Genomic DNA, 24,521 nt, shown 5'->3' on the forward strand with positions numbered 1-24,521 from the left:
AGGATGGCCTGACTACGTTGGTCGGCGAGGGCGCTACCAGCGCCGCGGTACGAAACCCGCCGGATTCTGGACTTCCATCAGCTCATCGCCCACCGCGAGCACCAGAAAGCCGAGCTTGGTCGCGTAGCGGACAACGCTCTGCTCGGCGGCCAGCGTCGCCAGGATGCCGACCACAGGAACCCCTCGGTAGTCCGGAAAAAATTCGCGCAGCTCCTCAATCTCCTTGACCAATTGGTCGACGTCGGCGCTGCGCAGCGTCGCCTTGGTGCTGTTCAGACAGACCAGGCTCTGCGTCACGGCAATAGCGTCGAATTCCTTGGAGCGACCATTCGGCAGCCTGCGCTTGCGCCGAACCGAAAGATCGTCGATGCGCTCCATCAGCGTCTCCTCGATGATCTGCGGCAGGCTTGGCACCACCAGATCCTCGACGATGGTGCCGAGGCGGTTGGCCATGTCGCCCCACTTCTTGTTCAGCTCGCGGTGCTCGCGACGGGTCTCGTCCTTGAAGTCCTTCATCTCGTCCTTGAACTCGCTCATCTCCTGCTTGAAATCGCGCATCTCGCGGCTCAAGCGTGCCAGTTCCTCCTGCGTACGAGCGGACTGGAACGCCAGCTCGCGCATGGCGTCTTCCAGGGTCGCGACCCTGGGCTCTAGGGTGGTAGAAGCGGCCATGATTCGCCTCCTTCAGGCCAGGATGGCCTGACTACGTTGGTCGGCGAGGGCGCTACCAGCGCCGCGGCACGAAACCCGCCGGGTTCTGGACCTCCATCAGCTCATCGCCCACCGCGAGCACGAGAAACCCGAGCTTGGTCGCGTAGCGGACAACGCTCTGCTCGGCGGCCAGCGTCGCCAGAATGCCGACCACAGGAACCCCTCGGTAGTCCGGAAAAAATTCGCGCAGCTCCTCGATCTCCTTGACCAATTGGTCGACGTCGGCGCTGCGCAGCGTCGCCTTGGTGCTGTTCAGACAGACCAGGCTCGGCGTCACGGCAATGGCGTCGAATTCCTTGGAGCGACCATTCGGCAGCCTGCGCTTGCGCCGCACCGAGAGGTCGTCGATGCCCTCCATGAACGTCTCCTCAATGATGCGCGGCAGGCTCGGCACCACCAGATCCTCGACAATGGTGCCGAGGCGATTGGCCATGTCGCCCCACTTCTTGTTCAGCTCGCGGTGCTCGCGACGGGTCTCGTCTTTGAAGTCGCTCATCTCGTCCTTGAAATCGCTCATCTCGTTCTTAAACTCCTTCATTTCGTCCTTGAACTCACTCATCTCCTGCTTGAAATCGCGCATCTCGCGGCTCAAGCGTGCCAGCTCCTCCTGCGTACGAGCGGACTGGAACGCCAGCTCGCGCATGGCGTCTTCCAGGGTCGCGACCCTGGGCTCGAGGGTGGTAGAAGCGGCCATGACTCGTCTCCTTCAGCTATCGGCACCTTGCCGGGAGGTTCGGAAATCCATGCGGAGCCCTAGGGAGGCAGAGCCTCAGACCGACCAGGGCACGGCGCCTCGTGTTGCGCAGCCCGCTCGTCGGGGCATGGAAACAAGGGCCAAGGGCCGAGGCGGGCTCCCTTTGCCCTCGGCCCTCGGCCCTTTTGCCTGCAAGCGCCTTGTCGTCGAGAAACTTGACTCATCTGCAAGCATTCGGCGCCGTCAAGCAATCTAGTACCGAGCGATGCTTTCCGCAGCGATCGATCGCCGGCGATCAATCCTCGACGATGGGTACCTTCCGCGCCCGATCCAGCGCGACCAGCCCCGCGAGCAGCGGCTTCAGGTCAGTGAGGCGCACCGAGTTGGGCCCATCGCTGGCGGCGTTGTCCGGGTCGTCGTGCACCTCCATGAACAGCGCTGCGACGCCGACGCCGACGGCGGCGCGCGCGATCACGGGCACGTACTCGCGCTTACCGCCGGAGGCGTTGCCGAGCGCGCCCGGCATCTGCACCGCGTGGGTCGCGTCCATGACCACCGGATAGCCGGTCTTGGCCATCTCGTAGAGGCTGCGCGGGTCGACCACGAGGTTGCCGTAGCCGAAGGTCACGCCCCGCTCCACCAAGGTCAGCTTGGTGCAGCCGGTGGACTCGAGCTTGGCGACGATGTTGGCCATGTCCCAGGGCGCCAGGAACTGGCCCTTCTTCACGTTCACGGTGCGGCCCAAGGCCGCCGCCGCGGCGCCGACGGCGAGGACGAAGTCCGTCTGCCGGCACAGGAAGGCCGGTATCTGCAGCATATCCACGACCTCGGCCACCGGCCGGCATTGGTCCTCGGTATGCACGTCCGTCAGCACCGGACAGCCAACGGTTTCGCGGATCTCGGCCAGGATCGCGAGCCCCTGGTCCAACCCGACGCCGCGCCGGCCGCCGAGACTGGAGCGATTCGCCTTGTCGAACGAGGCCTTGAACACGTAGGGGATACCAAGCTCGGCGCAGACGCCCGAGACCTCCCGGGCCAGCATCAGCGCGTGCTCGCGCGACTCGATCTGGCAGGGGCCGGATTGCAGCACGAACGGCAGGTCGTTGCCGAGGGTGACGCCTGCGGCGACGCAGATGTGCTTGAGCGGCTCGGTCATTGGGGGCATCGGTTGGGAACAAACGGTAACGCGTGGATGCTACAGGTCGCAGCAAGACCGGACAATGCTAGGCTTGGCTTGTCAAGGCAAGCAGCAGCCGCCACTGCAACGGCTCTATCCGAGGATCCGCGCCATGAGCACCGCCGTCGCGCCACCCGCCGAACCGACGACTACCCAAGACCAGCGCATCCTGCTGGAAGGCGTCCCCTGGGCGCGTTACGAGCAGTTGTCCGCCTGCTTCGAGGGCTCGCGCGCGCTGCGCCTGACCTATATCGACGGGAGCCTGGAAATCATGTCGCCAGTGGGACCGACTCACGCGAACTGGAAGCAGACGCTGTGCTACCTGCTGCAGGCCTTCCTGGACGTCAACGGCATCCGCTTCTACGGCCGCGGCGGCTTCACGCTGACGCAGCCGGGCCGCGCCGGCGGCGAGCCGGATGCGTCCTATTGCATCGGCACCGACAAGCCGGTGCCGGACCTCGTCATCGAGGTGGTGGACACCAGCGACGCGCTAAGCAAGCTGCCGCTGTACCAGTCGCTCGGCATTGCCGAGGTCTGGCTCTGGCGCCGGGAGCGGCTGGAGCTTCACGTGCTGGACCAGGCGGAACAGCCCAGCCAGTGCAGCTATCGGCTCAGCGCCGCCAGCCGGCTGCTGCCGGACCTCGACCCCGACCTGCTCGCCCGGCACGTGCGCATGCCGGACCAATACGATGCCGTGCGGGCGTTCCGGCGCGCCATCGGCGGATAAGGTGCACGCGCCAAGGGCCAAGGGCCAAGGGCCAAGGGCGGAGGATGACTCCTTGGCCCTCGGCCCTCGGCCCTCGGCCCTCGGCCCTCGGCCCTAAATAAACCGCCCCTCCGCTAGCCAAGATAAGTCGGCACCACGGTATCGATGTCCGTCGGGTGTATGCCGAGCTGCAACAGCCCGTTGTGCTCTTCGCACACGCTCGGCGTCTGCATCGAGAGGTAGTTGTCGAGGGTGATGGGCGCACCGGGCAGCCGGCCCAGCAGGTCGGCCATGAGCCGTGAGCGCTTGTCGTCCAGGCCCAGGATCCAAACGCGCTTGCCGAGCCGGCGCGCCGTGTACTCCAGCAGCTCCTTCAGCGTGAAGACGCGCGGCCCGCACAGGTCGTAGCGCGCGCCGTGCGTGCGCGGATCGGTGCTGCTGCGCACCATCGCCTGCACCACGTCATCGACCCAGACCGGCGCGAAACGGGCATTCGGGCAGGCCAGCGGCAGCAGGCCGGGCGCCATGCCCAGGAGCCCGGCAAAGCGGTTGAAGAAGCTGTCGCCGCGGCCGAAGATCACCGATGGGCGAAAGCTCGTCACCGCGAGCGCGGCGCCGTGGGCGACGTCCTCGCCCTCGCCTTTCGAGCGCAGGTAGGCGCTGCCGCCCTCCGCCGCGCTCGCGTGCAGCGCGCTCATGTGCAACAGCCGCGGCACGGACGCGGCCTCGGCGCCGGCGACGATGCGCCGCACCAGGCCTACGTGCACGGCCTCGAAGCCGGTGCCGCCCGACTCGTTCAGGATGCCGGCCAGGTTCACCACCAGCGCGCAGCCGGCGAACAGCGACGCGAAGTCCTCGCCGTCTTCCAGCAGACGCAGCTCCACGTCCGGGTAGAGCTTGAGGTCCCGGTGCCGATGCGCGCGCCGGGTCGGCACGATGCAGTGATAGCCGGCCGCGCGGAGGCGGCTCAACAGGTGACGGCCGACAAAGCCGGTTCCGCCGATGATGCAGGCTCGCTGTCGCTTCATGGATTGCAGGTCCGGTGCTTTAGGTCGTTCTTTGGAGCCCGGCTGGGCGTCGACGCTGGTCTGCGACGGCTGGAGCGCGGGGTCGTGCGGCGCGCTGCCGAGGCTTGCCAGGCCGCGCCGGCCGATGCGCGCGGCGCGCTATTATGCCGCAAGCGTCCGCTCTGCTCGCGCGCAGACCGCGGGCGGCATGATGCGAAAGCCGGTCGCGGCGTGCCGGTCACCGCCACCCGCCTGACCGGACCGCCCATTGGAGCCCGCCCTTGGAGCCCTTCGCCGCCCTCGCCTATGCCGCCGTCGGCGCCTGCGCCGGCCTACTCGCGGGGCTGCTCGGCATCGGCGGCGGCATCGTCATCGTGCCGGCCCTGTTGGTGCTGCTGCCGGCCTTCGGCGCGGACAGCGCCTGGACGGCGCATCAGGCGGTGGCGACGTCGCTCGCCGTCGTCGCCGCCGCGGGCGCGGCCTCGGCGCGCTCGCACCATCGCCGCGGCGCGGTGCGCTGGTGGCTGTGGGCGCGCCTGGTGCCGGGCCTGCTCGGCGGCGCGGCGGCGGGCGCAGTGATCGCCGGCTGGCTGCCGGGGCTCTGGCTGCAACGGCTCTTTGCGGTGTTTCTGCTCTACAGCGGCGTGCGGCTGTGGCGAGCATCGACGGCTGCGACGTCGGCACGGCCGCTGCCGGGCCCGGCCGCCACCACGGCCACGGGTGGTGCCATCGGCGCGTTGTCGGCGGTGCTCGGCATCGGCGGCGGCACCCTGCTGGTGCCTTACATGGCTCGCCACGGCGTCTCGATGCACCAAGCCGTCGGCACCTCCAGCGCCTGCGGTGTGCCGCTGGCGCTGGCCGGGACGCTTGCCTTTGTCGTGACCGGCTGGGACCGCGCCGGGTTGCCGGCCCACAGCCTCGGCTTCGTGCTCTGGCCCGCGGCGCTCGCCATTGCGGTCACCGCGGTGCCCTTTGCGACCATTGGGGCACGACTCGCGCACCGGCTGCCGACCGCAACGCTGCGGCGCGTATTCGCGGTGGTGCTGTTGGTGGTGGGGGTGCGGCTCGCCGTGTCTTGACGCGCGCCCGGCGGCGGTCAGCGGTTGTTGCCGGTCGCAGACGGTGCGCTTGCGGGCGTCGACGGCGCCTTGAAGGCCGCGTCGTCGACGCCCGCATCGTCGAGCCACAGGCGCCGATACAGGTAGACTTGGCCCGCCGGATCCCGCAGCACGAGCCGGCCCTGGTGCTGCGCAAACTCGTAGGGCCTGGCGATGTCGTGCTCGGGGTCGTACAGCGCGACGCGGTCGCCGCGCTGCTGGATCAAGCCCTCGATATAGTCTCCGCGGCCGGAATAGAGCCGAAACCGATGTGCCTGCACGATCAACAGCCCGCCGTTGGGGCCTTCCCAGATACCCTCCAGACTGGTGCGCTGCCAGCCCGGCAGGGTGGGCAACTGCGCGCCGGGCAACTGCTGCATCCAGGCCCCCATGTCGGGCATGCCGCTGGGCATGCCGCCCGGGGGCATCTGCCCCATGCCGAAGGGCATGGCGCCCGGCGCGGGCATGGGTGCAGAGGCGCCGTCGCCGAACATGCCCATGGCCTCCATCATGCGCGCCATGGCCTCGGCGAACACCCGCACACCGTCGGACGCGTCGGCCGCCGTCAGCGGCGCCGGGCAGAGCCCGAGCAGCGGCGCAACAAGGAGCGGCGCAACAAGGAGATAAACCGGCAAGGGGGGGCGGCGCGATGGCTTCGGGCGGCGCATGGTGTCAGTTGACGGGGCTCGGGGGTCCTTGGCCGGCGGGCCACCGGCGGCCGCCGATGCCGCTGCCTCCGGATCGAATCCCCGAAGCATACCAGAGCGGCCGGCGCGCCCGGCGCGAGCGCAGACAGTTGTGCACGCCGATAGCCCGGGCACCGCACGCCCGCACCCGGGACTGAGGCCGCAGCATGCTCCCGCCTGACAGCGACAATCCGCGCCCGACCTGGCGCCCGAGCCTGTCTGCGTTTCTCGCGGCGATGCGCGAGCCGCCAAGCTGGACCTTCGACGTAGACGGCTTCGGCGTCGGCATCGACAACGTCCACGTCGACGTGTACCTGAGCCCGCGCTTTCGGGAGCTCGCGGCCATCACCGTACGCAAGCTCTTCGCCCAGGAGATGGCCGAGGCCGTGGGCCAGACCCCGGCGCAGCGGATGGATCCAGAGGACCTCGAGCGCTTCCGCCGCCACTACGCGAACCTGTTCGAGCAGACGCTCGAACGCCACGGCTCCTCGCAGTCGGCGGAGCTGCTCGCGCTGTTGCAGCTCGCGCTGATGCGCCTGTTGTTGGAGCTGACGGTGCGCGAGCACCAGAACCAGCTCGCCGAGTGCCAGCGTGCCGGCCAGCAGTCGCTCGCGGCCGGCACCGGCCGCAGCCTGGCTCTGCACGAGAAGCTGGTGCTGCTCAAACGCCACGGCGCCGCCATCAACCGCCGCGTGCTGCGGCTGCTGTTCCGCCAACTGCGCAAGCTCGAGTCCGGCCGCCTGGGCAAGCTGCGGGCCGCGGTCAGCACCGATGCCTGGCCGCTGCCCACGCAGGCGCTGTTCAACCCGGTGCTGCTCGCCACGAACCCCGGCGACGCCGCCGAGCTGTCGCAGGACTACCTCATCGCGGCCGTTGGCGACGGCGGCGACGACAACTGGTTCAGGCTCGCAAACCAAGCGCTGTTGTCCACCTTCGCCGAGTACCTGCCGGAGTATGCGCGCCGTCAGGTGCGCCAGGAGCTTGCCCCGCAGCAGCTCACCGAGCGCCTGGGCGAACGCCGCGACCAGGGTGTGCTGCGCGGCTACCTCGCCACCGAGCTGTTGCTCAGCGGCTTCATGGCACCGGAGGAATATCAGGAGGCGCGAGCCTGCTGGCTCGACGAGCCCGCCAACATCCGCCGCTTGCTGCAGGTGCCCGAGCGCGACGCCGAGGCCGGCGACTCCGCGCTGCTGCTGGCGCCGGTGCAATGGAGCTCCAGCCGCTGGCTCGGCTTTCGCCGGGAGCTGCGTGCGCGCCTGCACCGGCGCCTGCTGCACGCGGGCTTTGTCGACCGTATCGTGCTCTGCTACTGGTTGCCGGCCCTGCGCACCCAGCTCGGCGCGACGCTGCCGCTGACGCTGGTGGCCGACCACTGCGCCGGCAACCTGTCCCGGCGCCGGCTCACCGAGCGCCTGGCCGCGCTGGAGAACGACACCGACCGCGGCGCCGCGCTGCGCCTATTGGAGCGTTGCCAAAGCGCACTCAAAAAGCTGGCCCCGGAGGAGCGCGCGGGCTACCTAGACCGCTTCGTCGGCGACTTCACGGTGCTTCGGCGCGACCTCAAGCTCGCCTACAAGACCTACCAGGCGATGGACCGGCTGCGGCTCGCCGAGAGCGCCGACGAGGTCACGCTCTCGCGCGCCAACGGCAGCCTGTGGGAGCTGGTCTCCCGCGCCGAGACCCTGCCGCAGGTGCGGCGCATGCATGCGCACGCCATCGTCAAGGCCGACATCCGCGGCTCCACGCGCATCACCGATGAGCTGGTGCGCCGCGGGCTCAACCCGGCCTCGCACTTCAGCCTGAACCTGTTCGACCCGGTGAACCGGCTGCTGCCGGAGTTGGGCGCCGAAAAGCTCTTCGTCGAGGGCGACGCGGTGATCCTGGCGCTCTACGACTTCGAGACCGACGCCGCCGACGAGGGCGCCTCGGCGCAGCCCGTGGCGCGCGCCTGCGGCCTTGCGCGGAGCATCCTGCGGGTGGTGGCGATGCAGAACGTGCTGAACCGCCGCCACGGCCTGCCGGAGCTGGAGCTGGGCTTGGGCGTCGCCTACTCGCCGCGGGAGCCGCATTTTCTGTACGACGACGGCCGGCGCATCATGATCTCCAGCGCCATCAATACGGCGGATCGCCTCTCCGGCTGCTCGGCGCCGCTGCGCAGCACCGGCCTCACCCCGACCGGCAGCGGCCACCGGGCAATGCTGGTGCGCCCGGTGGGCGCCGCGGCGATGGCGGCGGGCGGCGATGAGCTGCTCGCCTACAACGTCAACGGGATACTGCTGGAGCAATCCGCTTTTTTCCAACTGCAGCGGGAGCTGCGCATGCGCCAGACGCGGCTCGCCGTGCCCGGCGACGAGAACGGCATCTACTTTGTTGCCCGCTATAACGACCTCACCGGGCGCAGCCGCCGCCTCGCGGTGCGCTGCGCGCGGGTGCCGACCTGGGACGGCACCGGCCTCGGCGAGCCGGACACCGAGCACCGGCACTATTTCGAGGTCATCGCCGATGAGTCGGTGATGGGCAGGCTGCGCGGGGAGTTCGGCTGAACCAAGGCCCGGCGCTCACTCATCCGCTAGCGTCGGCGGCTCCGGCGCCGACACCGGCGCGAGCAACGCACCCAGCCGAAAGCCATCGAGCCCCAGTCGCCGGGCGTAGATGACGCGGTAGGTCAGCACGCGGCGCACGTAGTCGCGGGTCTCGCGGTACGGGATCTCGCTCAGCCAGAGGTCCGCGGCCACGGGCGCATCCGGCAGCCAGCGCGACACGGCACCGGGGCCGGCGTTGTAGGCCGCGGTGGCGAGCACCTGGTTGCCGCCGAAGCGCTCGCGCATCAGGGCCAGGTAGCGGGTGCCGAGCGCGATATTGAGCGCGGGGTCGATGAGGTCCATGCGCCCCGGCGCCGACAGCCCGGCGGCGCGGGCCATGTCGCGGGCGGTGCCGGGCATGAGCTGCATCAGGCCCACGGCCCCGGCGTGGGAGGCGACATCGGCATCGAAGGCGCTTTCCTGGCGGATCACGGCATAGACCCACTCCGGCGGCAGCCCGTGCGCCTCGGCACGCTCGCCGACCAGCTCGGTGTAGAGGAGCGGGAAGCGCAGGTCGATGTCGTCCCAGTAATCGCTGCGCGCGAGCGTGAAGATGGACTCGGTGACGAGCCCGAGCCGCTGGCCGACCAGTGCCGCGCTGCGTAGCGCTGCCGGATCATCGGTGCGGGTCAGCTCGCGCCATTCGCGGCTCACATCAGCGCTGCGCCCTAAGGCCTGAAGCTCGCGGATGCGCCGGGCGGTGTCCGATGCCATCAGGCGCTTGATCTCGGCCGGGTCCGCCGGCGTCGGCTGCGCGCGCAGCGCAGGCGGGCGGCCCAAGAGCTCCGCGGCGCGAAAGCCCCACAGATCCCGCTCTGCCGCCGCGCGGTCCAGCGCGTGCGCGGCGCCCACCAGGTCGCCGCGCTTGCCGAGCGCGCGGGCGAGCCAGTACTGCCATTCGCCGCGCTCGCGCTCCTCGGGCGGCAGCGCCTCCACCCACTCGGTGATCTCCGGCCAGGCGCGCAGCCGCAGCGCCGCGCGCAGTCGCTCGCGCTGCAGATCCAGGTTCTCGGGCAACGAGCGCAGCTCGCGCAGATACACGAGCCCGCTGCGCTCGCCGGCGCGCGCGAGCCCGGCACCGATGGCCGTGACGGCGCGATCCTTGGCCGGCGGCGGCACCAGCTCGCGCGCCTTGAGCACCGCCCAGTCGGCGGCGGCGAGCCGCGGGTCGTCGGCGGCCAGGCGCTCGATGCCGGCGATGAGCGCCGCCACGCGCTGTTGCGGGTCGTCCGGCAGCTCGGCATCCTTGAGGCGCTTCGGGTCCCGGTACAGCGCGAGCTGCTGATCCAGCCAGCGTTGCTGGCGCGCCGGCAGATAACGGCGCTGGAAGCCGGCCACGCCGGGATTGCGCCGTGCCAGCGCAAGACCCACCCGCCGCCAGACGAGGTCCGGCGTCAGGCCGCCCGCGGCATGCCAGCGGGCGAACACCGGGTCGCAGGCATCCGGCAGCGAGGCGCCGGTGAGGTACAGCTCGTCGAGCCCGACGAAGGCCTCCTGCTCCCGCCCGAGTGCGAGCAGCCCCTGGCGGTAGCGACAGGCCCGCTCGGCCGAGCCGTTGTCCGCATAGTTGCGGACATAGCCGGCCATGTCGCCGTCGGCAAGGAGCCGGTTGAGCCAGAGCAGGCGCAGCGTCTCGCCCGGCGCGGTGCCGGCGTGCTCGGCAATGAACTGCTCCACTGCGGCGGCGTTATCCGCGCGCAGGCCGCGCTTGAGCGCCGCGAGCCGGAGGTAGGGCCAAAGCGCATAGTCGCGCAGCCCAGCGTCGAGCGCGGCGAAGGTCTCCCGGTCGCCGGCGGCAAGTGCGCGCTCGGCGGCGACGAAGTCCAGGCGCTGCTGCGCGAGCGTCGCCGCAAGGCCATCCTGCGGCAGCAGCGCGGCGCCGAGGAGCCCGGCAAGCAGGAGGCCGAGCGCCCGCAGCCGCGCGGCCCGGCGGAGGATCAGACGAGCATGCGCCCGCGGGCGCGAAGGGATACGCAAAAAGTTACGCAGAAAGTTACGCAGAAAGTTACGCAAAGGGATACGCACAGTGATAGCAGTCGATGCCATAGCGGATGATTGCCGAGCGCTGCCCGCGCCGCGGCCCTGGCAGAGGCTCAGAACTGCCGCCATTATCGGCCGCACACCCCCGGAACGCAGCGCCGACTTGCGCCGCGTCCAAGACGAACCAGGAGCATGCATGCCGAGAACACCCACCGCCGCCGACCTGGAGCACCTCGCCGAGCTGTTGCGCGAGGCGGCGCAGAACGAGATCCTGCCGCGCTTTCGCAGCACGGCCGGCACCGCGAAGGCCGACGGCAGCCTGGTCACCGACGCCGACCTCGGCGTGCAGCGTCGGCTCACCGCCGCGCTCGCCGCGCGCTGGCCCGAGGTCGCACTGCTCGGCGAGGAGATGGACGCGGCGGAGCAGGCGCGCCTGCTCGCCGCCGGCGGGCCGCTCTGGTGTCTGGACCCGCTGGACGGCACCACCAACTTCGCCTGTGGCTTTCCGGGCTTCTGTATCTCGCTGGCGCTGCTGCGCGACGGCCGCACCGAGCTGGCCGTGATCCTGGACCCGCTGCGCGACGAGTGCTTTACCGCCGCCCGCGGCCAGGGCGCGTGGCTCGACGGTGCGCCGCTGGTGCCCTATGCGCCCGGTCCGGCGCTCGGGGACTGCGTCGCCGTCATCGACTTCAAGCGCATCCCGCCGGCGCGGGTGCCGACGCTGTTCGGCGCGGGCGGCTTCCGCTCGCAGCGCAATCTGGGTGCCGTGGCGCTGGAATGGTGCTGGCTCGCCGCCGGGCGCTTCCAGCTCTACCTGCACGGCGGGCAGAAGCTGTGGGACTACGCCGCCGGGCGGCTCGTGGCCGCGGAGGCGGGCTGCGCGTCGGGGCTGTTTGCGCCCGGCGGCGACGCGCCGGTCACGGGGCTCGATCTCGGCAAGCGGCTGGCCCTCGCCGCCGCCGATGAGGCGCTGTTCGCGCGCTGGCGGGCGTTTGTCAAGCTACCGCTCCTGGAGCCTTAGATTCCTTGATGGCGCCGAACGTTTGCTCAGACCAACCAGGGCACGGAGCATCTTCTTGCGCCGCCCGCTCGCCCACTCATTGGCGCATTGAACAAGGGCCAAGGGCCAAGGGCCGAGGGGGGGGCTCCCTTGGCCCTTGGCCCTCGGCCCTCGGCCCTTCAAGCGCCGCGTCGTCGTGAAACTTGACTTATCTGCCCTGCCTCGTAGGGTGTCCTGGTAACGGCGGGCTACGCCGACGCTACTCCGCCCGCGTCAAGGCCGCAGTAAAGTCCCGATACATATAGTCGTCGACGATCTTGACCTCGGCGCCGAGATCCGCCGCCCAGGCCTCGACCTCCTCAGGCGTGCGGTAGTTGAAGGTCCCCGAGCGGTCGTCGCCGTGCAGCACATTGAACACGAAGCCGCGCCGGGCGGCGCCGAAGCAGCGCTCGATGGCCGTGCGCGTCTCGTCTTGGGTCAGGTTGTTCAGCGCGCCGCTGCAGACGTACCAGTCGGCCTCCGGCAGCGGGTCCGCGAGCACGTCGCCATGGAGGATCTCCGCCCCGGTGCGCGCGCGCGCCACCTCCACCATGCGCTCGTGCAGATCGATGCCGACATAGCGGCCGATCTCGTCGCCGTGCTCGCGCAGATACAGCAGGAAATCGCCGAAGCCGCAGCCCAGGTCCACCATGCTCAGTCCGTGCAGGTTCTCCGGCAGCATCTCCCGCAGCACCCGAAAGCGGGTCTGCTGCGAGCCCGCGGAGTTGTAGTGCAGGCCCTCGGCGGTCTCGCCATAGCAATTGAGGACGTAGTCGTAGAAGTCGTGGACACTGATGCGGGGCATGTTTCGTGGACCGATGCGGCGGTAACGGTTGGTGTGGGTAGAATGGGGCGCTGATCATAGCGCCCGCGCCGCCGACCCGCAGCAGTCCAGGTCATTGACACCGACGATCTCACCGCACGGACCGACATGAGCCGGCACCGGCGCGCTGCCGAGCACTGCCAGCGAGGCAGAGACTCAGATTAACCAGGGCATGGAGCGGCGTTTTGCGCAGCCCGCTCGTTGGGGCATTGAAGCAAGGGCCGAGGGCCGAGGAGGGCTCCCTCGGCCCTTCGCCAAGGTGTCGTCCTAAAACTTGACTCACCTGCAAGCAGTTAGCTCCGTCTAGCAATCTAATGGAGACCGTGACCGACCTCGCCGACCTCGACCCGCCGCGCCGCCCGGTACGGAGCTTCGTGCTCCGCGAGGGCCGGCTCACGGCCGGGCAGCAGCGGGCCTTCGCCACCCTGTGGCCGCACTTCGGCGTGGACTGGGCGCCGGGTACGCCGCTCGACCCGGCAGCGCTGTTCGACGTGCGACGGCCGGTGGTGCTCGAGATCGGCTTCGGCAACGGCGAGTCCCTGGCGGCACAGGCGGCGGCGGAGCCCGACCGCGGCTTTCTGGGGCTGGAGGTGCATCGCCCCGGCGTCGGGCACCTGCTGCTGGAGATCGAGCGGCTGGGGCTGACCAACCTGCGCGTCCTGCGCGCGGACGCGACGGCGCTGTTGCGCCGCCCGCCGGGGACACAGGCAGGCCTACCGGACGGCTCACTCGCCCGCGTGCAGCTCTTCTTCCCGGACCCCTGGCCGAAGACGCGCCACCACAAGCGGCGCATCGTGCAGCCGGACTTCATGCGCGACATAGCTCGGGTGCTGGCACCGAGCGGCCTGTTCCACGCGGCGACCGACTGGGCGCCCTACGCCGAGCATATGCGCGCCGTTATCGAGGCCCTGCCGGAGCTGTTCGAGAACACCGCGGGCGCTGGCCGGTTCGCACCGCGCCCGGCGCGCCGCCCGCTCACCAAGTTCGAGCGCCGCGGCGAGCGCCTGGGACACGCTGTGCTCGATCTTCTCTACCGGCGCCGCTGACGCGACGCCGCACCCGCAGCCGCCGTCTCCAACCGCCATGTCCGCGCTTCGCCTCAGAACCCTGCGCCTGCGCCTGCTTGCGCCGGTGGACCTCGTGGTGGAAGCGGGCGAGCTCGTGTTCGTGTCGGGGCCGTCGGGCTCCGGCAAGAGCCTCTTGCTGCGCGCCATCGCGGACCTGGACCCGAACGACGGCGAGGCCTGGTGCAATGAGACGGCGCGCTCGTCGGTGCCGGCGCCGACCTGGCGACGCCGGGTCGGGCTCTTGCCGGCGGAGTCCGGCTGGTGGGCGGATCGGGTCGGTGCGCACTTTCCACCCGGTCTGCCCGAGGACGGCGACGCGCCGCGGCTGCTCGCGCGCCTGGGCTTCGACGACCCCGAGGTGCTGGACTGGGAGGTCCGGCGGCTCTCCACCGGCGAACGGCAGCGGCTCGCGCTGGCGCGACTCATCGCGAACCAGCCAGAGGTGCTGCTCTTGGACGAGGCTACGGCGAACCTGGACCCCGAGAACCGCGACCGCGTCGAGGCCATCATCGCCGACTACCGCGCCGAGCAGGCCGCCGCGGTGCTCTGGGTGAGCCACGACCCGGAGCAACGCGAGCGCATGAACGGCCGCCGGCTCGTGATCCGGGACGGCCGGCTGGAGCCGGAGACGGACGCGGACGGCCTGCTACCGTGAGCCTCGTCTCGCTCAACCCGTTCGACCTCGTGCTCGCCGCCCTGCTGGTGCTGCTGGTAGCCGCGCTGTCCTGGCGGCTGCGGCTCGGCGTCGAGCGGCGCATCCTCATCGCCGCCGCCCGCAGCACGGTGCAGCTCGTGCTGCTCGGGCTGGTGCTGAAGGTGCTGTTCGACACCACGCATCCCGGACTCATCGCGCTGCTCACGCTCGTGATGCTGTCCGTGGCGGGCTGGGAGGTCATGGCGCGGCAGACGCGGCGCTACCGCGGGCTCTGGGGCTACGGCATCGGTGCCCTGTCGATGTTCCTGTCGTCCTTCGGCGTCACGGTGCTCGCGCTCACGGTCATCATTCGCGTCGAGCCCTGGTATCAGCCGCAGTACCTGATCCCGCTGCTCGGCATGCTGCTCGGCAACACCATGACCGGCGTCGCCGTCGCCCTCGATGGCCTCACCCGCCAGGCGCATGACAACCGCATCAGCATCGAGGCGCGGCTCCTGCTCGGCGCGACCTGGGGCGAAGCCATCGCCGACATCCGCCGCGACGCCCTGCGCTCCGGGCTGATCCCCATTGTCAACGCCATGGCCGCCGCCGGCATCGTCAGCCTGCCCGGCATGATGACGGGCCAGATCCTCGCCGGCAGCCCGCCCATGGAGGCGGCCAAGTACCAGCTCCTGATCATGTTCCTGATCACGGCCGGCACCGGGCTCGGCAGCGTCGTCGGCGTCTGGATCGGCTCGCGCCGGCTGTTCGACAAGCGCGCGCGGCTGCGGCTGGATCGGCTGGCGCCGGGGCGGCACTGAGCGCCCCGCCGCCGGACGCACTGGATTTCCGCCTGGCGCGCGGCAGTCGTCATAATCGGGGCTCCACACGGACCCAACGGCTGCCCCCAGCCGGGAGCCGCCATGATCGAGCGACCAAGCGCCGACTTCTTCAACCTCTACCGCCAAGGCCTGATCCGCGCCGCCGTCTGCGTGCCGGAGGTGCGCGTCGCGGAGCCTCGGTTCAACGCGCGCGCGACCATCGCGCTGGCGCACCAAGCGCATGCCGAGGGCGCCGTCATCGCGCTGTTCCCGGAGCTTGGGCTCTCGGCCTACAGCAACGACGACCTGTTCCACCAGCAGGCGCTGCTTGATGCAGGCTTTGCGGCGCTGGCCGACGTGGTGGAGGCGAGCCGCAGCCTGCGCCCGCTGCTCGCGGTGGGCCTGCCGCTCGCCGTGGACGGGCGGCTGTTCAACTGCGCCGTCGCGGTGCACGCGGGCCGGGTGCTGGCCGCCGTGCCGAAGACCTACCTGCCGAACTACCGGGAGTTCTACGAGAAGCGCCAGTTCGCCGCCGCCGATGCGGCCGTCTCGACGGAGATCGAGCTGCTCGGCGCGCGCGTGCCCTTCGGCAACGACGTGCTGCTCGCGGGCGCGAACCTGCCGCATCTCACGCTGCATCTGGAGCTCTGCGAGGACCTGTGGGCGCCCATCCCGCCCAGCACCTATGCGGCGCTCGCCGGCGCCACGGTGCTGCTGAACCTGTCCGCCAGCAACATCACCATCGGCAAGGCGGCCTACCGCAACGATCTGATCGCCGCGCAGGCGGGCAAGTGCATCGCGGCCTACCTCTATTCCGCCGCCGGACCGGGGGAATCCACGACCGATCTGGCCTGGGACGGGCATGCGGTGATCTTTGAGCAGGACCGGCTGCTGGCGGAGTCCGAGCGCTTCCCGACCGGCGGCCAGCTCGTGCTCGCGGACATCGACTTGGAGCTGCTCAACGCCGAGCGGCTGCGCATGACGAGCTTCCACGACAACGCCGCCGCCCATCGCGAGCGGCTGCGGGCGCTGCGGCGGGTGGGCTTCGACTTGGATCTGCCGGTCGGGGACTTGGGGCTGAAGCGCCGCATCCAGCGCTTCCCGTACGTGCCGGCGGCGGCGTCGGCGCGCGATGCGCTCTGCTACGAGGCCTACAACATCCAGGTGCACGGGCTCGCGAAACGGCTCGCGGCAACGGGCATCGCGCGCATCGTCATCGGCGTCTCGGGCGGGCTCGACTCCACGCAGGCGCTGTTGGTGGCCGCGCGCACCATGGACCGGCTCGGGCTGCCGCGCACCAACATCCTCGCCTACAGCATGCCCGGCTTCGCCACCGGCAGCGAGACCCGCGCCAACGCCTGGGCACTGATGCGCTCGCTCGGCGTCAGCGCCGCGGAGATCGACATCCGCCCGTCCTGCGAGCAGATGCTCAACGACCTGGGCCACCCGTACGCGGCCGGCGAGCCGGTCTTCGACGTCACCTTCGAGAACGTGCAGGCCGGCGAGCGCACCAGCCACCTGTTCCGGCTCGCGAACCACCACGACGCCCTGGTGCTTGGCACCGGAGACCTATCCGAGATCGCGCTTGGCTGGTCCACCTACGGCGTCGGCGACCAGATGTCGCACTACAACGTCAACGCATCGGTGCCGAAGACGCTGATCCAGTACCTGATCCGCTGGCTCATCGCGACGGGGCCGTTCGACGCCGCCACCAACCGGACGCTGCAAGCCATCCTCGACACCGAGATCTCCCCGGAGCTGGTGCCCGCGGGCGCGGCGGGCGCCGACCAGCCCGGCCTGCAAAGCACCGAGGCCAAGATCGGCCCCTATGAGCTCCAGGACTTCAACGCCTTCCACATCACCCGCTACGGGCAGCGCCCGAGCAAGGTCGCCTTCCTCGCCTGGCACGCCTGGCGCGACCGCAACCATGGCGACTGGCCGGACAACCTGCCACCCGAGCGCCGCAACGCATACGACCTGCCGACCATCAAGCACTGGCTCGGCGTCTTCTGCCGGCGCTTCTTCGGCATGAGCCAATTCAAGCGCACCTGCATGCCGAACGGCCCCAAGGTCGGCGCCGGATCACTCAGCCCGCGCGGCGACTGGCGCGCGCCGAGCGACGCCGAAGCCGCGGTTTGGCTGGATGAGCTTGAGCGCAACGTGCCGGATGGCTAGCCGCCCGGGTACGCCGAGTGCAGTCGGACCGCGCGGCGGCCGCGCGGCGGGTGATCCGCCCAGCTCCGGGCGAGGTCGGCGAAGCAGGCGCCGGCGCTCAAACTCGTCGAGCACCTGACGCGCTGCACCAGAAGCACTTCCAGATCGCGTTCTTGCCTTGGCGTTCTTGCCTTGCCGTTCTTGCCTTGCCGTTCTTACCTTGCCGTTCTTACCTTGGCGTTCTCCCGTTGGCGCCTTTGCGTCTTTGCGCGAGCTTTCTGTTCATCTTGCTCGCGCCCTGACGTCCTATGTTTCACGGACATAGGTCCGCAGAATACGCTTCTTCTCGGACTCGGCGAAACGCGCCAGAACCTGTCGCATCAGAGGTTGATAGCCGATGCCATTGAGCTTGGCAATGAGCTTGAAATCGTCGATCAGCGACTTCTGCAGCCGGATGGAGATCGGTTGAAGCGCGAGCGCCTCGTCAATCTTTGCATCTTCCATGTCGTCGGCCGCTGCTGCAAAATTCGCATCGGTGCCGAGCTCGCCGGTTTCCCATGCGTCCTCAGTTCCCGGAATTTTCGCTTCGGTAACCATCATTATGGCCTCATACTTAAGCTTGCATAACGCCATCTAACAGCCGGAAAACGGCTCAGCCGCCGAACCTGCCGTATATTCGCTTCTCCGTGTCGTTCGGGTCATACGCGGTCTTCACAACGATCGCGAGCTAGCCCTGTTCATTTTTCTTGGGGACAAATACGACCTTAAGCTCACGGCCGTAGGGCCGTAGTGAGTCTGAGCGATAAACCACCGGGTTGGCGGATCTGTCCGATGCTCTTCCCGCATGTCCAGAAGGTACTTTCCGGATCGGTTGTCGAAACACTGCAGGATCTCTTCTTCGGTTACGGGCGGGATCTTGTTCGCAAGCTTTTCCCGAACACGTGTGGAAATTATTAATCCCATGCTACCTGCACCATATCCCGGAGACGCTGCGTCGCGGCTTCGACGGCTCACGCACGCTCACTGTATATACAAAGTTGCGATGTGACAAGGCTGGCAGGGCGAAGCGTGTCCGCGCGGCGCGCCGATAGTCCGCGTCGGGCGTCACGGGCCTGCGGTAGGCGTTGTTTCGATTGAAAAAAATAGACCGGACGTTGCAGACGATGGTCGGGGCCGGCACGGCGTCCACCAGCGATTGCAGGAAGGCGCGGTCGTCGCGCAGCGCCTGCTCGGCCCGCGCCGCCGCCACGAGCTGGCACACGCGATGGCGCAGCACGGCCCAGTGCACGGGCTTGGTGATGTACTCGTTGGCGCCGACGGCGAAGGCGCGGTCCACCGATGCCTCGTCGTTGAAGCCGGTGATCATGATGATGGGCAGGTTGGCACCGGCCGGCAGGTCGCGGATGGCCTGGCAGGCGGCGAAGCCGTCCATCTGCGGCATGGCGGCATCGAGCAGCACGATGTCCGGGCGCTCGGCGCGCACGGACCCGACGCCGGCGGCGCCGTCGGCACAGAGGCGGGTCGCGAAGCCGAGCTTCTCGATGAAGCGCGCGATGGTGAGCCGCAGCACCGGGTCGTCGTCGATGATGAGCGCCGTGCGCGCGTCGGCGGCGCTGCCGCGGGGCACGCGGTCGCCAGCGGCGGGAGGCGGCGCCGCGGCGTCCGCGTCCGCCGCATCAGGCCCGCTCATGCGCCCGCCCCGGACCGGCGCCGCGGCGCGCTCGCCGGCGCGTCCAGCAAGGCCTCCAGCGCCGCGCCGGCGCGCACGGCCTCCGTTTCGATCTGCGCCAGCGCCGCCGGTGCATCGCTCAGGTCGCAGGCCGCCGCGGCGTGCTCCAGCCGGCGCGCGGCGTCGGTGAGCCGCCGCGCGCCGAAGTTGGAGATGGAGCCGGCCAGCGTGTGGGCGACCATGCGCACCTGCTCAACGTCGCCGGCCACGACCGCAGCGCCAAGGCTCTGCACGCGCTGCGGCAGGTCTTCAAGCACCGCGGCGACGACCTCGTCGATGTCGCCGAGTGCATCGCGCAGCCCGTCGATGACGGCCGGGTCCAGCGCCGGCTCGTCGGCGGGCGGCTCGACCGGGGGCAGGTCTGCAGCCGCGCCGGCGCCGAGTTGCCCGGGCGCCTTGCCGTCCGCCTGCCACCAGTGCGCCAATGCCTCGCACAGCGCCGGCATGCGCACGGGCTTCGACAGGTAATCGTCCATGCCGGCGGCGAGGCAGCGCTCGCGCTCGGCCGGGATGGCGTGCGCCGTGAGCGCCACCACGACCTGGTGCCGATCCGGCCCCTCGCGGGCGCGCAGCTCGCGGGTGGCCGTGAGCCCGTCCATCTCGGGCATCTCGCAGTCCATCAGCACGACGTCGAAGCGCTCCGGGCCTTCCAGGCGCTTCAGCGCCTCGCGGCCGTTGTCGGCGAGCTCCACGGTGCAGCCGATCCGCTCCAAGAGCCGGCTGATGACCTCCTGATTGACGGCGTTGTCCTCCACCGCGAGGACGCGGCAGCCGACGAAGGGCGCCGCTTCCGGCGCTGCCGGCGCGCGCGGCGGGTCGCCGACGGTGGCGCCGCCGCAGAGCCGCAGCATCGCGTCCAGCACCTGCTGGCGGCGCAGCGGCTTCAGGAGCCGGATGGCGCCAGCGGCGAGCGCGCCGGCGTCGGCGTTGTCGTCCAACGAGGTCTGCAGGATGACCTTTGCGGTGGCCAGCGCCGGCTCCGCGCGCAGATCGGCCAGCACCGCGAGCCCGTCGATGTCCGGCATCATGCGGTCCAGCAGCAACAGCGCGTAGGGCTCCCCGGACGCGGCGGCCTCGCGGCAGCAGGCCAAGGCGCGCGCGCCGCCCTCGGCCTCGTCCGCGCGCATGCCCCAGGCGGCGCAAAGGCTCTGGAGATAGGTGCGGTTGGTGGCGTTGTCGTCCACGACCAGCACGCGCATGCCGGCGAGCACCTCCATGCCGGTGTTGATCCAGGGCGCGGTGGCCGGGTCGTCGTGGCAGGGCAGGCCGAGCTCGAAGCGGAACTGGCTGCCGCGCCCGGGCGCCGACTCCACGCCGAGCGCGCCGCCCATCATGGCGACGATCTGCCGGGAGATGGCGAGCCCCAAGCCGGTGCCGCCGAAGCGCCGGGTGGTGGAGCCGTCGGCCTGGGCAAAGGCATCGAAGATGTGCCGCTGCGCGTCGGGGTCGATGCCGATGCCGGTGTCGCGCACGCAGAAGCGCACGCGCGCGGCGGCGGCGTCGCGCCACTCCAGCACGGCCTGGAGGCAGACCTCGCCGCGCTCGGTGAACTTGATGGCGTTGCCGAGCAGGTTCACCAGCACCTGGCGCAGCCGGGTCGGATCGCCGCTGACGCGGTTCGGCACGTCGGTGCCGACGTAGCAGATCAGCTCCAGCCCCTTCTCGGCGGCCTTGCCGGCGAGCATCTGCGCGGTCTCTTCCACCAGGTCGGGCAGCGCAAAAACCGTCTCCTCCAGCTCCAACCGGCCGGCGTCGATCTTGGAGAAGTCCAACACGTCGCCGATGACGGCGAGCAGTGTCTCCGCGGAGGTGCCGGCCAGCTCGACGAAATGGCGCTGCTCGCGCTCCAGCCGGCCGGCGCGCAGCAGATCCAGCATGCCGAGCACGCCGTTCAGCGGTGTGCGAATCTCATGGCTCATGCTGGCTAGGAACTGGCTCTTGGCCCGCGCCGAGGCCATGGCCTCGTCGCGCGCGCGTTCCAGCTCCGCGGCCTGGTCCGCCATGACGGTCACATCCTGCACCAGCACCATCGGCTCGCCGCTGTGCACGGCCATGCGGTAGATCTGGAAGGCGCGCTCGCCGCCGTCGGCGCACGCGAGGCGGCGCGGCATCGCCGCCTGCTCGGCGTCCAGCGCCGGGTCGAAGGCGCCGAGGCCGCCGCAGTCGGCGGCGAAGCCGGCCATGATGTCGTTGAACGCGACCCAGCCGTCGTCGCTCGCGGACATGACGCCGATGCCGAGCGTCTCGGTGGCGGCGTAGAGCACGTCGAGCTCCTTTGCCTGCCGCTTGGCCCGCAGCGTGCGCATGATCGAGCCGATGCGCATGAGAAAAATGTTGATCGGGTCGTCCTTCCAGATCAGATCGATGGCGCCCGCGTGCAGCGCGTCCTCGATGACCTCCTTGCGCTGGGAGTGCATCACCAGCGTCATGTCGCGGGTGCGCGGGTCGCGGGTCAGCGCCCGGCACAGCTCGTCGCCGTTGCCGCCGGGCATGAAGAAGTCGATGACCGCGAGCTCCGGCTGCTCGCGGCGGGCGATGGCGAGCGCTTCGTCCATGGAGCTCGCCACCAGCACCTCGTAACCGTTGGCGGCGAGCAGATCGCGGTACTTGGCCCGCACCGTGGGCGAGTCGTCCACGAACAGAATCGAGCCGCCGAGCTGCTCGCGCGTGCCGAGCAATTGCCGCGAGCGCCAGTCGCCGAGACCGCCCATCTCGGTGTAGGTGGTCAGGAACTTGCGCATCCGATACGGCAGGAGCGTCAGGTCTTCCTTGAGCTGGATGTCGTTGTTGGGGCGCGCGCTGGCCAGCGCATAGGCGCGCTCGTCCGGGCTCTCGGTGAAGATCATCACCGCAAGGGAGTCGAAGGCGCGCTCCGCGCCGATGCGCTCCAGCAGCTCCGCGCCGCCCATGCCGGGCAGCAGCCAGTCCAGCAGCAGGCCGTCGAAGGGCGCCTTCGCGGCGATGGCCTCGCGCAGCAGCCGCTCGCCGGCCTCGGCGCTGGTGGCGTGCGCGCAGCCGATGCCCACACCGGCGAGCGCCCGCGCGCAGACCGCCGCCATGGTCGGCGAGTCCTCGATGATCAGCACCTTAAAGCCCGTCTGACCCATCACCTGGCCCCCTGTTGACTCAGCCATCGGCGCGCCGCCCGAGCAGACGCAAGGACGGGTGCGCCGGATCCAGCAGCGCGACGCGCCGGAGATACTGCGCGGCGAGGTCCCGGAGCCCCTTCTTGTGCAGCAGCACGGCCATGAGCCCGAGCGCATCGGCCTGCACCTGCCGGCTGCCCGCGGCCCCTGCCACCAGGGATTCGAGCGCCTCCAGGGCCTCGATGTCCTCGCCGCAGTCCGCGAGCAACCGGGCCTTGCCGAGCAGGGCCTCGGGCAGGTCAGGGCTGCGCCTGAGCACCTGCTCGAAGCCGAGCAGGGCCTCGGTGAAGCGCTTCGCGGCGTAGTCGGCTTCGGCCTGGCGGAGCTGGCGCTGCCGGCCGGCGTCGGACGCTTGTGCGCCGGCCGTGCGGCCCGGTTCGCGACGGCTCGGCGGCGCCGTCAGCCGGCTGCTCGGCGCCGGCCTCGGCGGGGTCCGGCCGGATGGTGGGATCGGTGCTGCCGGGGGCGGCGGGCTGGCCGATAACCCGCCCGCCGAGTCCGCCCGCTCGGCGCCATGCCCCGCATCCGCGCCCGCCGAGCGCCGCGGCCGAAAGCCGACCCGCCCGTCCAGCTCTTGCATCTCGAAGCGCTGCCGCGGCAGGTTCCATTCCGCATGGTCCACGAACAGCCAGCCGTCCTCGGCCAGCAGCCGGCCGATGACCGCGAGCGCCCGGTCCACGTTGGCAGCGTCGAAATAGATGAGCAGGTTCTCGCAGAACACGACATCGAAGGGGCCGCGCAACAGCCGCTCGGCATCGCGCAGCAGATTCACGCGCCGGAAGCCGACCCGCCCCACGATGCCGGGGTCGAGGCACAGCGCCTGCCCGGCGCAGGGCCGGAACCAGCGCTTGGCCCGCGCGGGGTCGGTGCGCCTGAGCGCGAGCGGGCCGAACACCCCGGCGCTGGCCGACTCGATGCAACCGTGCGCGATGTCGCCGCCGACGATCTCCACCAGCGTGGGCGGCAGGCCCGCCTCCTCGCACAGGATGGCGAGGCTGTAGGGCTCCTCGCCGCGGGCGCAGGGCAGCGACAGCACCCGCACGCGCCGGCCCGGCGCGCGCCGCAGCCGCTCCGGGATGATGCGCTCCACCACGAGCTGCATCTGCTCGCGGGCGCGGAAGAAATAGGATTCGTGGGTGGTGATCTCGTCGATGAAGCCCTGCGCGCCGATGGCGCCGCTCAGGAGTCGGGCGCGGAGCGTCTCCGGCGGGAGGCGCAATTGCTCGGCCTGGATGCGCAGCGCGAGATCCACCGGCGCCGCGTTGTCGTCGGTGATCAAGAGCCCGGTCACCTCGCGAATCCAGTGCCGCAGCTCCGCCGAGACCAGCGAGCGATTGGCGCCGATGCCGTAGTCCTCACGCGTGCTCATGGCCGGCTCCCGGCCCAGGCGCCGATCAGCCGCGCGAGGTCCACCAGGCCATGCCCGTAGCCGAGCAGCTTGCGGCGCAGCACGGCGCCCGGCATGCCGTCCACCGCCGCGCTCGCCGGGTCCTGCACCAAGAGCTTGGCGCCGACCTGCGCGAGCGCCGCCATGCCGTCGGCGCCGTCGTCGCCCAGGCCGGTGAGCACCACGCCGCAGGCGGCGCTGCCTGCCACCTCGGCGAGGCTCGCGAGCATGCGGTTGATGTTCGGATAGTAGACGGCCGCCCCGCTCGGCTCGTACGCGAGCCGCCAGCCCGGGCGCAGCAGCAGGTTGCTGCGCCCGCCGCGGGCCAGATACACGTGCCCGGCGGCGGGCACCGCGCCGCTCTCGGCGACGCTGACGGGGCGCTCCGACTCGCGCGCGAGCCAGTCCGCCAGGCCGGGCGTGAACTCGGCCTCGATGTGCTGGCTCACCAGCACCGGCGCCGCCAGCGTCCGCGGCAGCGCCGCCAGCAGCGTCGCGAGCGCGCTCGGCCCGCCGGTGGAGCAGCCGATGCCGACGATGCGCGTCGGCCGCGCCTCGCCGCCGGGCGCCGGCGCCGGGGCCGAGGCGCCGCGCTCGCCGCCCGCGCGGGCGGGCTCGGCGGCACCGGCGGCGGCGCGGAGCGGCAGCCCGAGCACGGTGCGCATCTTGCCGAGCAGCCCGCGGCCGGCGACGAGCAGGGCCTCGCGGCCGATGCGCTCGCCGGGGCGGGCGTCGATGCTCGGGGTGCGGCAGTAGTCCAGCGCGCCGGCCTTCAGCGCATCGAACAGGTAGCCGGTGTTGCGGCGGATGGTGGCGGTGCAGATCAGGATGCGCGTCGGCCGCAGCGCCAGCACGCGGCGCGTCACCTCCACGCCGTTGATGTCCGGCATGTGCATGTCGAGCAGCACCAGGTCCGGGCGCAGCCGCGCCGCCTGCTCGACGCCGACGAGGCCGGAGGCGGCCTGGCCCACCAGCCGGAAGTCCGGCGCCGCCTGCACCACCGCAATGATCACCGCGCGCGCCACCGGCGAGTCGTTGATGACCAGCACCCCGGCCTGCTCCGCTGCCTGCTTGCCCATGC

Annotated in this window: 20 protein-coding genes; 8 read left to right on the forward strand and 12 right to left on the reverse strand. The window is 70.6% G+C overall.

Annotation, left to right across the window (positions count from 1 at the left end; genetic code table 11):
• Positions 1 to 33: 33 nt before the first annotated feature.
• The 3 genes from ML01_RS01910 to kdsA form a co-directional block, all read right to left on the reverse strand.
• The gene (locus ML01_RS01910; protein ID WP_156427508.1) at positions 34 to 672 is read right to left on the reverse strand and encodes a hypothetical protein; all 639 of its coding nucleotides are present in this window, start codon (positions 670 to 672) and stop codon (positions 34 to 36) included.
• Between the two features lie 52 nt (positions 673 to 724).
• Positions 725 to 1,405: a hypothetical protein gene (locus tag ML01_RS01915; RefSeq protein ID WP_058553703.1), complete on the reverse strand. Its 681-nt coding sequence runs from the start codon at positions 1,403 to 1,405 to the stop codon at positions 725 to 727.
• A 295-nt stretch (positions 1,406 to 1,700) separates the two neighbouring features.
• Entirely contained in the window at positions 1,701 to 2,570 is an 870-nt protein-coding gene (gene kdsA, locus ML01_RS01920) for a 3-deoxy-8-phosphooctulonate synthase (RefSeq protein WP_058553704.1), read from the reverse strand.
• 124 nt (positions 2,571 to 2,694) lie between these two features.
• Between kdsA and ML01_RS01925 the strand changes: the two genes are divergently transcribed.
• Positions 2,695 to 3,309, forward strand: a complete 615-nt coding sequence (locus tag ML01_RS01925) for a Uma2 family endonuclease (RefSeq protein ID WP_058553705.1) — start codon at positions 2,695 to 2,697, stop codon at positions 3,307 to 3,309.
• A 113-nt stretch (positions 3,310 to 3,422) separates the two neighbouring features.
• Here the strand turns inward: ML01_RS01925 and ML01_RS01930 are convergent, their stop codons facing one another.
• Positions 3,423 to 4,316, reverse strand: a complete 894-nt coding sequence (locus ML01_RS01930; protein ID WP_058553706.1) for a complex I NDUFA9 subunit family protein — start codon at positions 4,314 to 4,316, stop codon at positions 3,423 to 3,425.
• A 260-nt stretch (positions 4,317 to 4,576) separates the two neighbouring features.
• On the opposite strand from ML01_RS01930, the gene ML01_RS01935 reads away from it, so the two are divergent.
• A complete protein-coding gene (locus ML01_RS01935; RefSeq protein ID WP_058553707.1) occupies positions 4,577 to 5,374 on the forward strand; it encodes a sulfite exporter TauE/SafE family protein in 798 nt (265 codons plus the stop codon).
• A 17-nt stretch (positions 5,375 to 5,391) separates the two neighbouring features.
• Here ML01_RS01935 and ML01_RS01940 read toward each other — a convergent pair whose 3' ends face one another.
• Positions 5,392 to 6,027 carry a hypothetical protein gene (locus ML01_RS01940; protein WP_058553708.1) on the reverse strand — a complete coding sequence of 212 codons (636 nt, stop codon included), beginning with the start codon at positions 6,025 to 6,027 and terminating at the stop codon, positions 5,392 to 5,394.
• Between the two features lie 218 nt (positions 6,028 to 6,245).
• Here ML01_RS01940 and ML01_RS01945 point away from each other — a divergent pair, with 218 nt between their 5' ends.
• Positions 6,246 to 8,621 carry a hypothetical protein gene (locus tag ML01_RS01945; protein WP_058553709.1) on the forward strand — a complete coding sequence of 792 codons (2,376 nt, stop codon included), beginning with the start codon at positions 6,246 to 6,248 and terminating at the stop codon, positions 8,619 to 8,621.
• 15 nt (positions 8,622 to 8,636) lie between these two features.
• On the opposite strand, the gene ML01_RS01950 is transcribed toward ML01_RS01945, so the two are convergent.
• Positions 8,637 to 10,637: a lytic transglycosylase domain-containing protein gene (locus ML01_RS01950; protein WP_058553710.1), complete on the reverse strand. Its 2,001-nt coding sequence runs from the start codon at positions 10,635 to 10,637 to the stop codon at positions 8,637 to 8,639.
• Positions 10,638 to 10,836: 199 nt separating this feature from the next.
• Between ML01_RS01950 and ML01_RS01955 the strand changes: the two genes are divergently transcribed.
• Positions 10,837 to 11,661, forward strand: a complete 825-nt coding sequence (locus ML01_RS01955) for an inositol monophosphatase family protein (RefSeq protein WP_058553711.1) — start codon at positions 10,837 to 10,839, stop codon at positions 11,659 to 11,661.
• A gap of 238 nt (positions 11,662 to 11,899) precedes the next feature.
• On the opposite strand, the gene ML01_RS01960 is transcribed toward ML01_RS01955, so the two are convergent.
• Positions 11,900 to 12,484 carry a class I SAM-dependent methyltransferase gene (locus ML01_RS01960; protein WP_058553712.1) on the reverse strand — a complete coding sequence of 195 codons (585 nt, stop codon included), beginning with the start codon at positions 12,482 to 12,484 and terminating at the stop codon, positions 11,900 to 11,902.
• Between the two features lie 332 nt (positions 12,485 to 12,816).
• On the opposite strand from ML01_RS01960, the gene trmB reads away from it, so the two are divergent.
• The 4 genes from trmB to ML01_RS01980 all read left to right on the forward strand — a co-directional run bounded on the left by trmB (position 12,817) and on the right by ML01_RS01980 (position 17,199).
• Positions 12,817 to 13,548 (forward strand): tRNA (guanosine(46)-N7)-methyltransferase TrmB, encoded by a 732-nt coding sequence (gene trmB, locus ML01_RS01965; protein WP_058553713.1) that lies wholly within the window; start codon positions 12,817 to 12,819, stop codon positions 13,546 to 13,548.
• 37 nt (positions 13,549 to 13,585) lie between these two features.
• Positions 13,586 to 14,224: an ATP-binding cassette domain-containing protein gene (locus ML01_RS01970; RefSeq protein ID WP_058553714.1), complete on the forward strand. Its 639-nt coding sequence runs from the start codon at positions 13,586 to 13,588 to the stop codon at positions 14,222 to 14,224.
• Positions 14,221 to 15,024 (forward strand): iron export ABC transporter permease subunit FetB, encoded by an 804-nt coding sequence (fetB, locus tag ML01_RS01975; protein WP_058553715.1) that lies wholly within the window; start codon positions 14,221 to 14,223, stop codon positions 15,022 to 15,024. Before ML01_RS01970 ends, fetB begins: the two co-directional genes overlap by 4 nt.
• Positions 15,025 to 15,126: 102 nt before the next feature.
• Positions 15,127 to 17,199: an NAD(+) synthase gene (locus ML01_RS01980; RefSeq protein WP_058553716.1), complete on the forward strand. Its 2,073-nt coding sequence runs from the start codon at positions 15,127 to 15,129 to the stop codon at positions 17,197 to 17,199.
• A gap of 285 nt (positions 17,200 to 17,484) precedes the next feature.
• Here the strand turns inward: ML01_RS01980 and ML01_RS01985 are convergent, their stop codons facing one another.
• From ML01_RS01985 to ML01_RS02005, 5 genes are all read right to left on the reverse strand, one after another.
• On the reverse strand, positions 17,485 to 17,778 hold the full coding sequence (locus ML01_RS01985; protein WP_058553717.1) for a hypothetical protein: 294 nt from the start codon (positions 17,776 to 17,778) through the stop codon (positions 17,485 to 17,487).
• Between the two features lie 364 nt (positions 17,779 to 18,142).
• A complete protein-coding gene (locus tag ML01_RS01990) occupies positions 18,143 to 18,868 on the reverse strand; it encodes a PleD family two-component system response regulator (protein ID WP_058553718.1) in 726 nt (241 codons plus the stop codon).
• A complete protein-coding gene (locus ML01_RS01995) occupies positions 18,865 to 22,041 on the reverse strand; it encodes a response regulator (RefSeq protein ID WP_162267946.1) in 3,177 nt (1,058 codons plus the stop codon). Before ML01_RS01995 ends, ML01_RS01990 begins: the two co-directional genes overlap by 4 nt.
• The gene (locus ML01_RS02000) at positions 22,034 to 23,422 is read right to left on the reverse strand and encodes a CheR family methyltransferase (protein WP_058553720.1); all 1,389 of its coding nucleotides are present in this window, start codon (positions 23,420 to 23,422) and stop codon (positions 22,034 to 22,036) included. The genes ML01_RS01995 and ML01_RS02000 overlap by 8 nt, the downstream gene beginning before the upstream one ends.
• Entirely contained in the window at positions 23,419 to 24,519 is a 1,101-nt protein-coding gene (locus ML01_RS02005) for a chemotaxis protein CheB (protein WP_058553721.1), read from the reverse strand. The genes ML01_RS02000 and ML01_RS02005 overlap by 4 nt, the downstream gene beginning before the upstream one ends.
• Positions 24,520 to 24,521 lie beyond the last annotated feature (2 nt).

This window comes from Thiohalocapsa sp. ML1, assembly GCF_001469165.1.
Lineage (GTDB): Bacteria > Pseudomonadota > Gammaproteobacteria > Chromatiales > Chromatiaceae > Thiohalocapsa.

Bases quoted from the DNA above. Each gene is read 5' to 3' on its own strand.
- ML01_RS01995 (WP_162267946.1), bottom strand. From the start codon at position 22,041: ATGGCTGAGTCAACAGGGGGCCAGGTGATGGGTCAGACGGGCTTTAAG.
- ML01_RS01915 (WP_058553703.1), bottom strand. From the start codon at position 1,405: ATGGCCGCTTCTACCACCCTCGAGCCCAGGGTCGCGACCCTGGAAGAC.
- ML01_RS01955 (WP_058553711.1), top strand. From the start codon at position 10,837: ATGCCGAGAACACCCACCGCCGCCGACCTGGAGCACCTCGCCGAGCTG.
- ML01_RS02000 (WP_058553720.1), bottom strand. From the start codon at position 23,422: ATGAGCACGCGTGAGGACTACGGCATCGGCGCCAATCGCTCGCTGGTC.
- ML01_RS01960 (WP_058553712.1), bottom strand. From the start codon at position 12,484: ATGCCCCGCATCAGTGTCCACGACTTCTACGACTACGTCCTCAATTGC.
- ML01_RS01930 (WP_058553706.1), bottom strand. From the start codon at position 4,316: ATGAAGCGACAGCGAGCCTGCATCATCGGCGGAACCGGCTTTGTCGGC.
- kdsA (WP_058553704.1), bottom strand. From the start codon at position 2,570: ATGCCCCCAATGACCGAGCCGCTCAAGCACATCTGCGTCGCCGCAGGC.
- ML01_RS01990 (WP_058553718.1), bottom strand. From the start codon at position 18,868: ATGAGCGGGCCTGATGCGGCGGACGCGGACGCCGCGGCGCCGCCTCCC.
- ML01_RS01910 (WP_156427508.1), bottom strand. From the start codon at position 672: ATGGCCGCTTCTACCACCCTAGAGCCCAGGGTCGCGACCCTGGAAGAC.
- ML01_RS02005 (WP_058553721.1), bottom strand. From the start codon at position 24,519: ATGGGCAAGCAGGCAGCGGAGCAGGCCGGGGTGCTGGTCATCAACGAC.
- ML01_RS01925 (WP_058553705.1), top strand. From the start codon at position 2,695: ATGAGCACCGCCGTCGCGCCACCCGCCGAACCGACGACTACCCAAGAC.
- trmB (WP_058553713.1), top strand. From the start codon at position 12,817: ATGGAGACCGTGACCGACCTCGCCGACCTCGACCCGCCGCGCCGCCCG.
- ML01_RS01985 (WP_058553717.1), bottom strand. From the start codon at position 17,778: ATGATGGTTACCGAAGCGAAAATTCCGGGAACTGAGGACGCATGGGAA.
- ML01_RS01980 (WP_058553716.1), top strand. From the start codon at position 15,127: ATGATCGAGCGACCAAGCGCCGACTTCTTCAACCTCTACCGCCAAGGC.
- ML01_RS01945 (WP_058553709.1), top strand. From the start codon at position 6,246: ATGCTCCCGCCTGACAGCGACAATCCGCGCCCGACCTGGCGCCCGAGC.
- ML01_RS01970 (WP_058553714.1), top strand. From the start codon at position 13,586: ATGTCCGCGCTTCGCCTCAGAACCCTGCGCCTGCGCCTGCTTGCGCCG.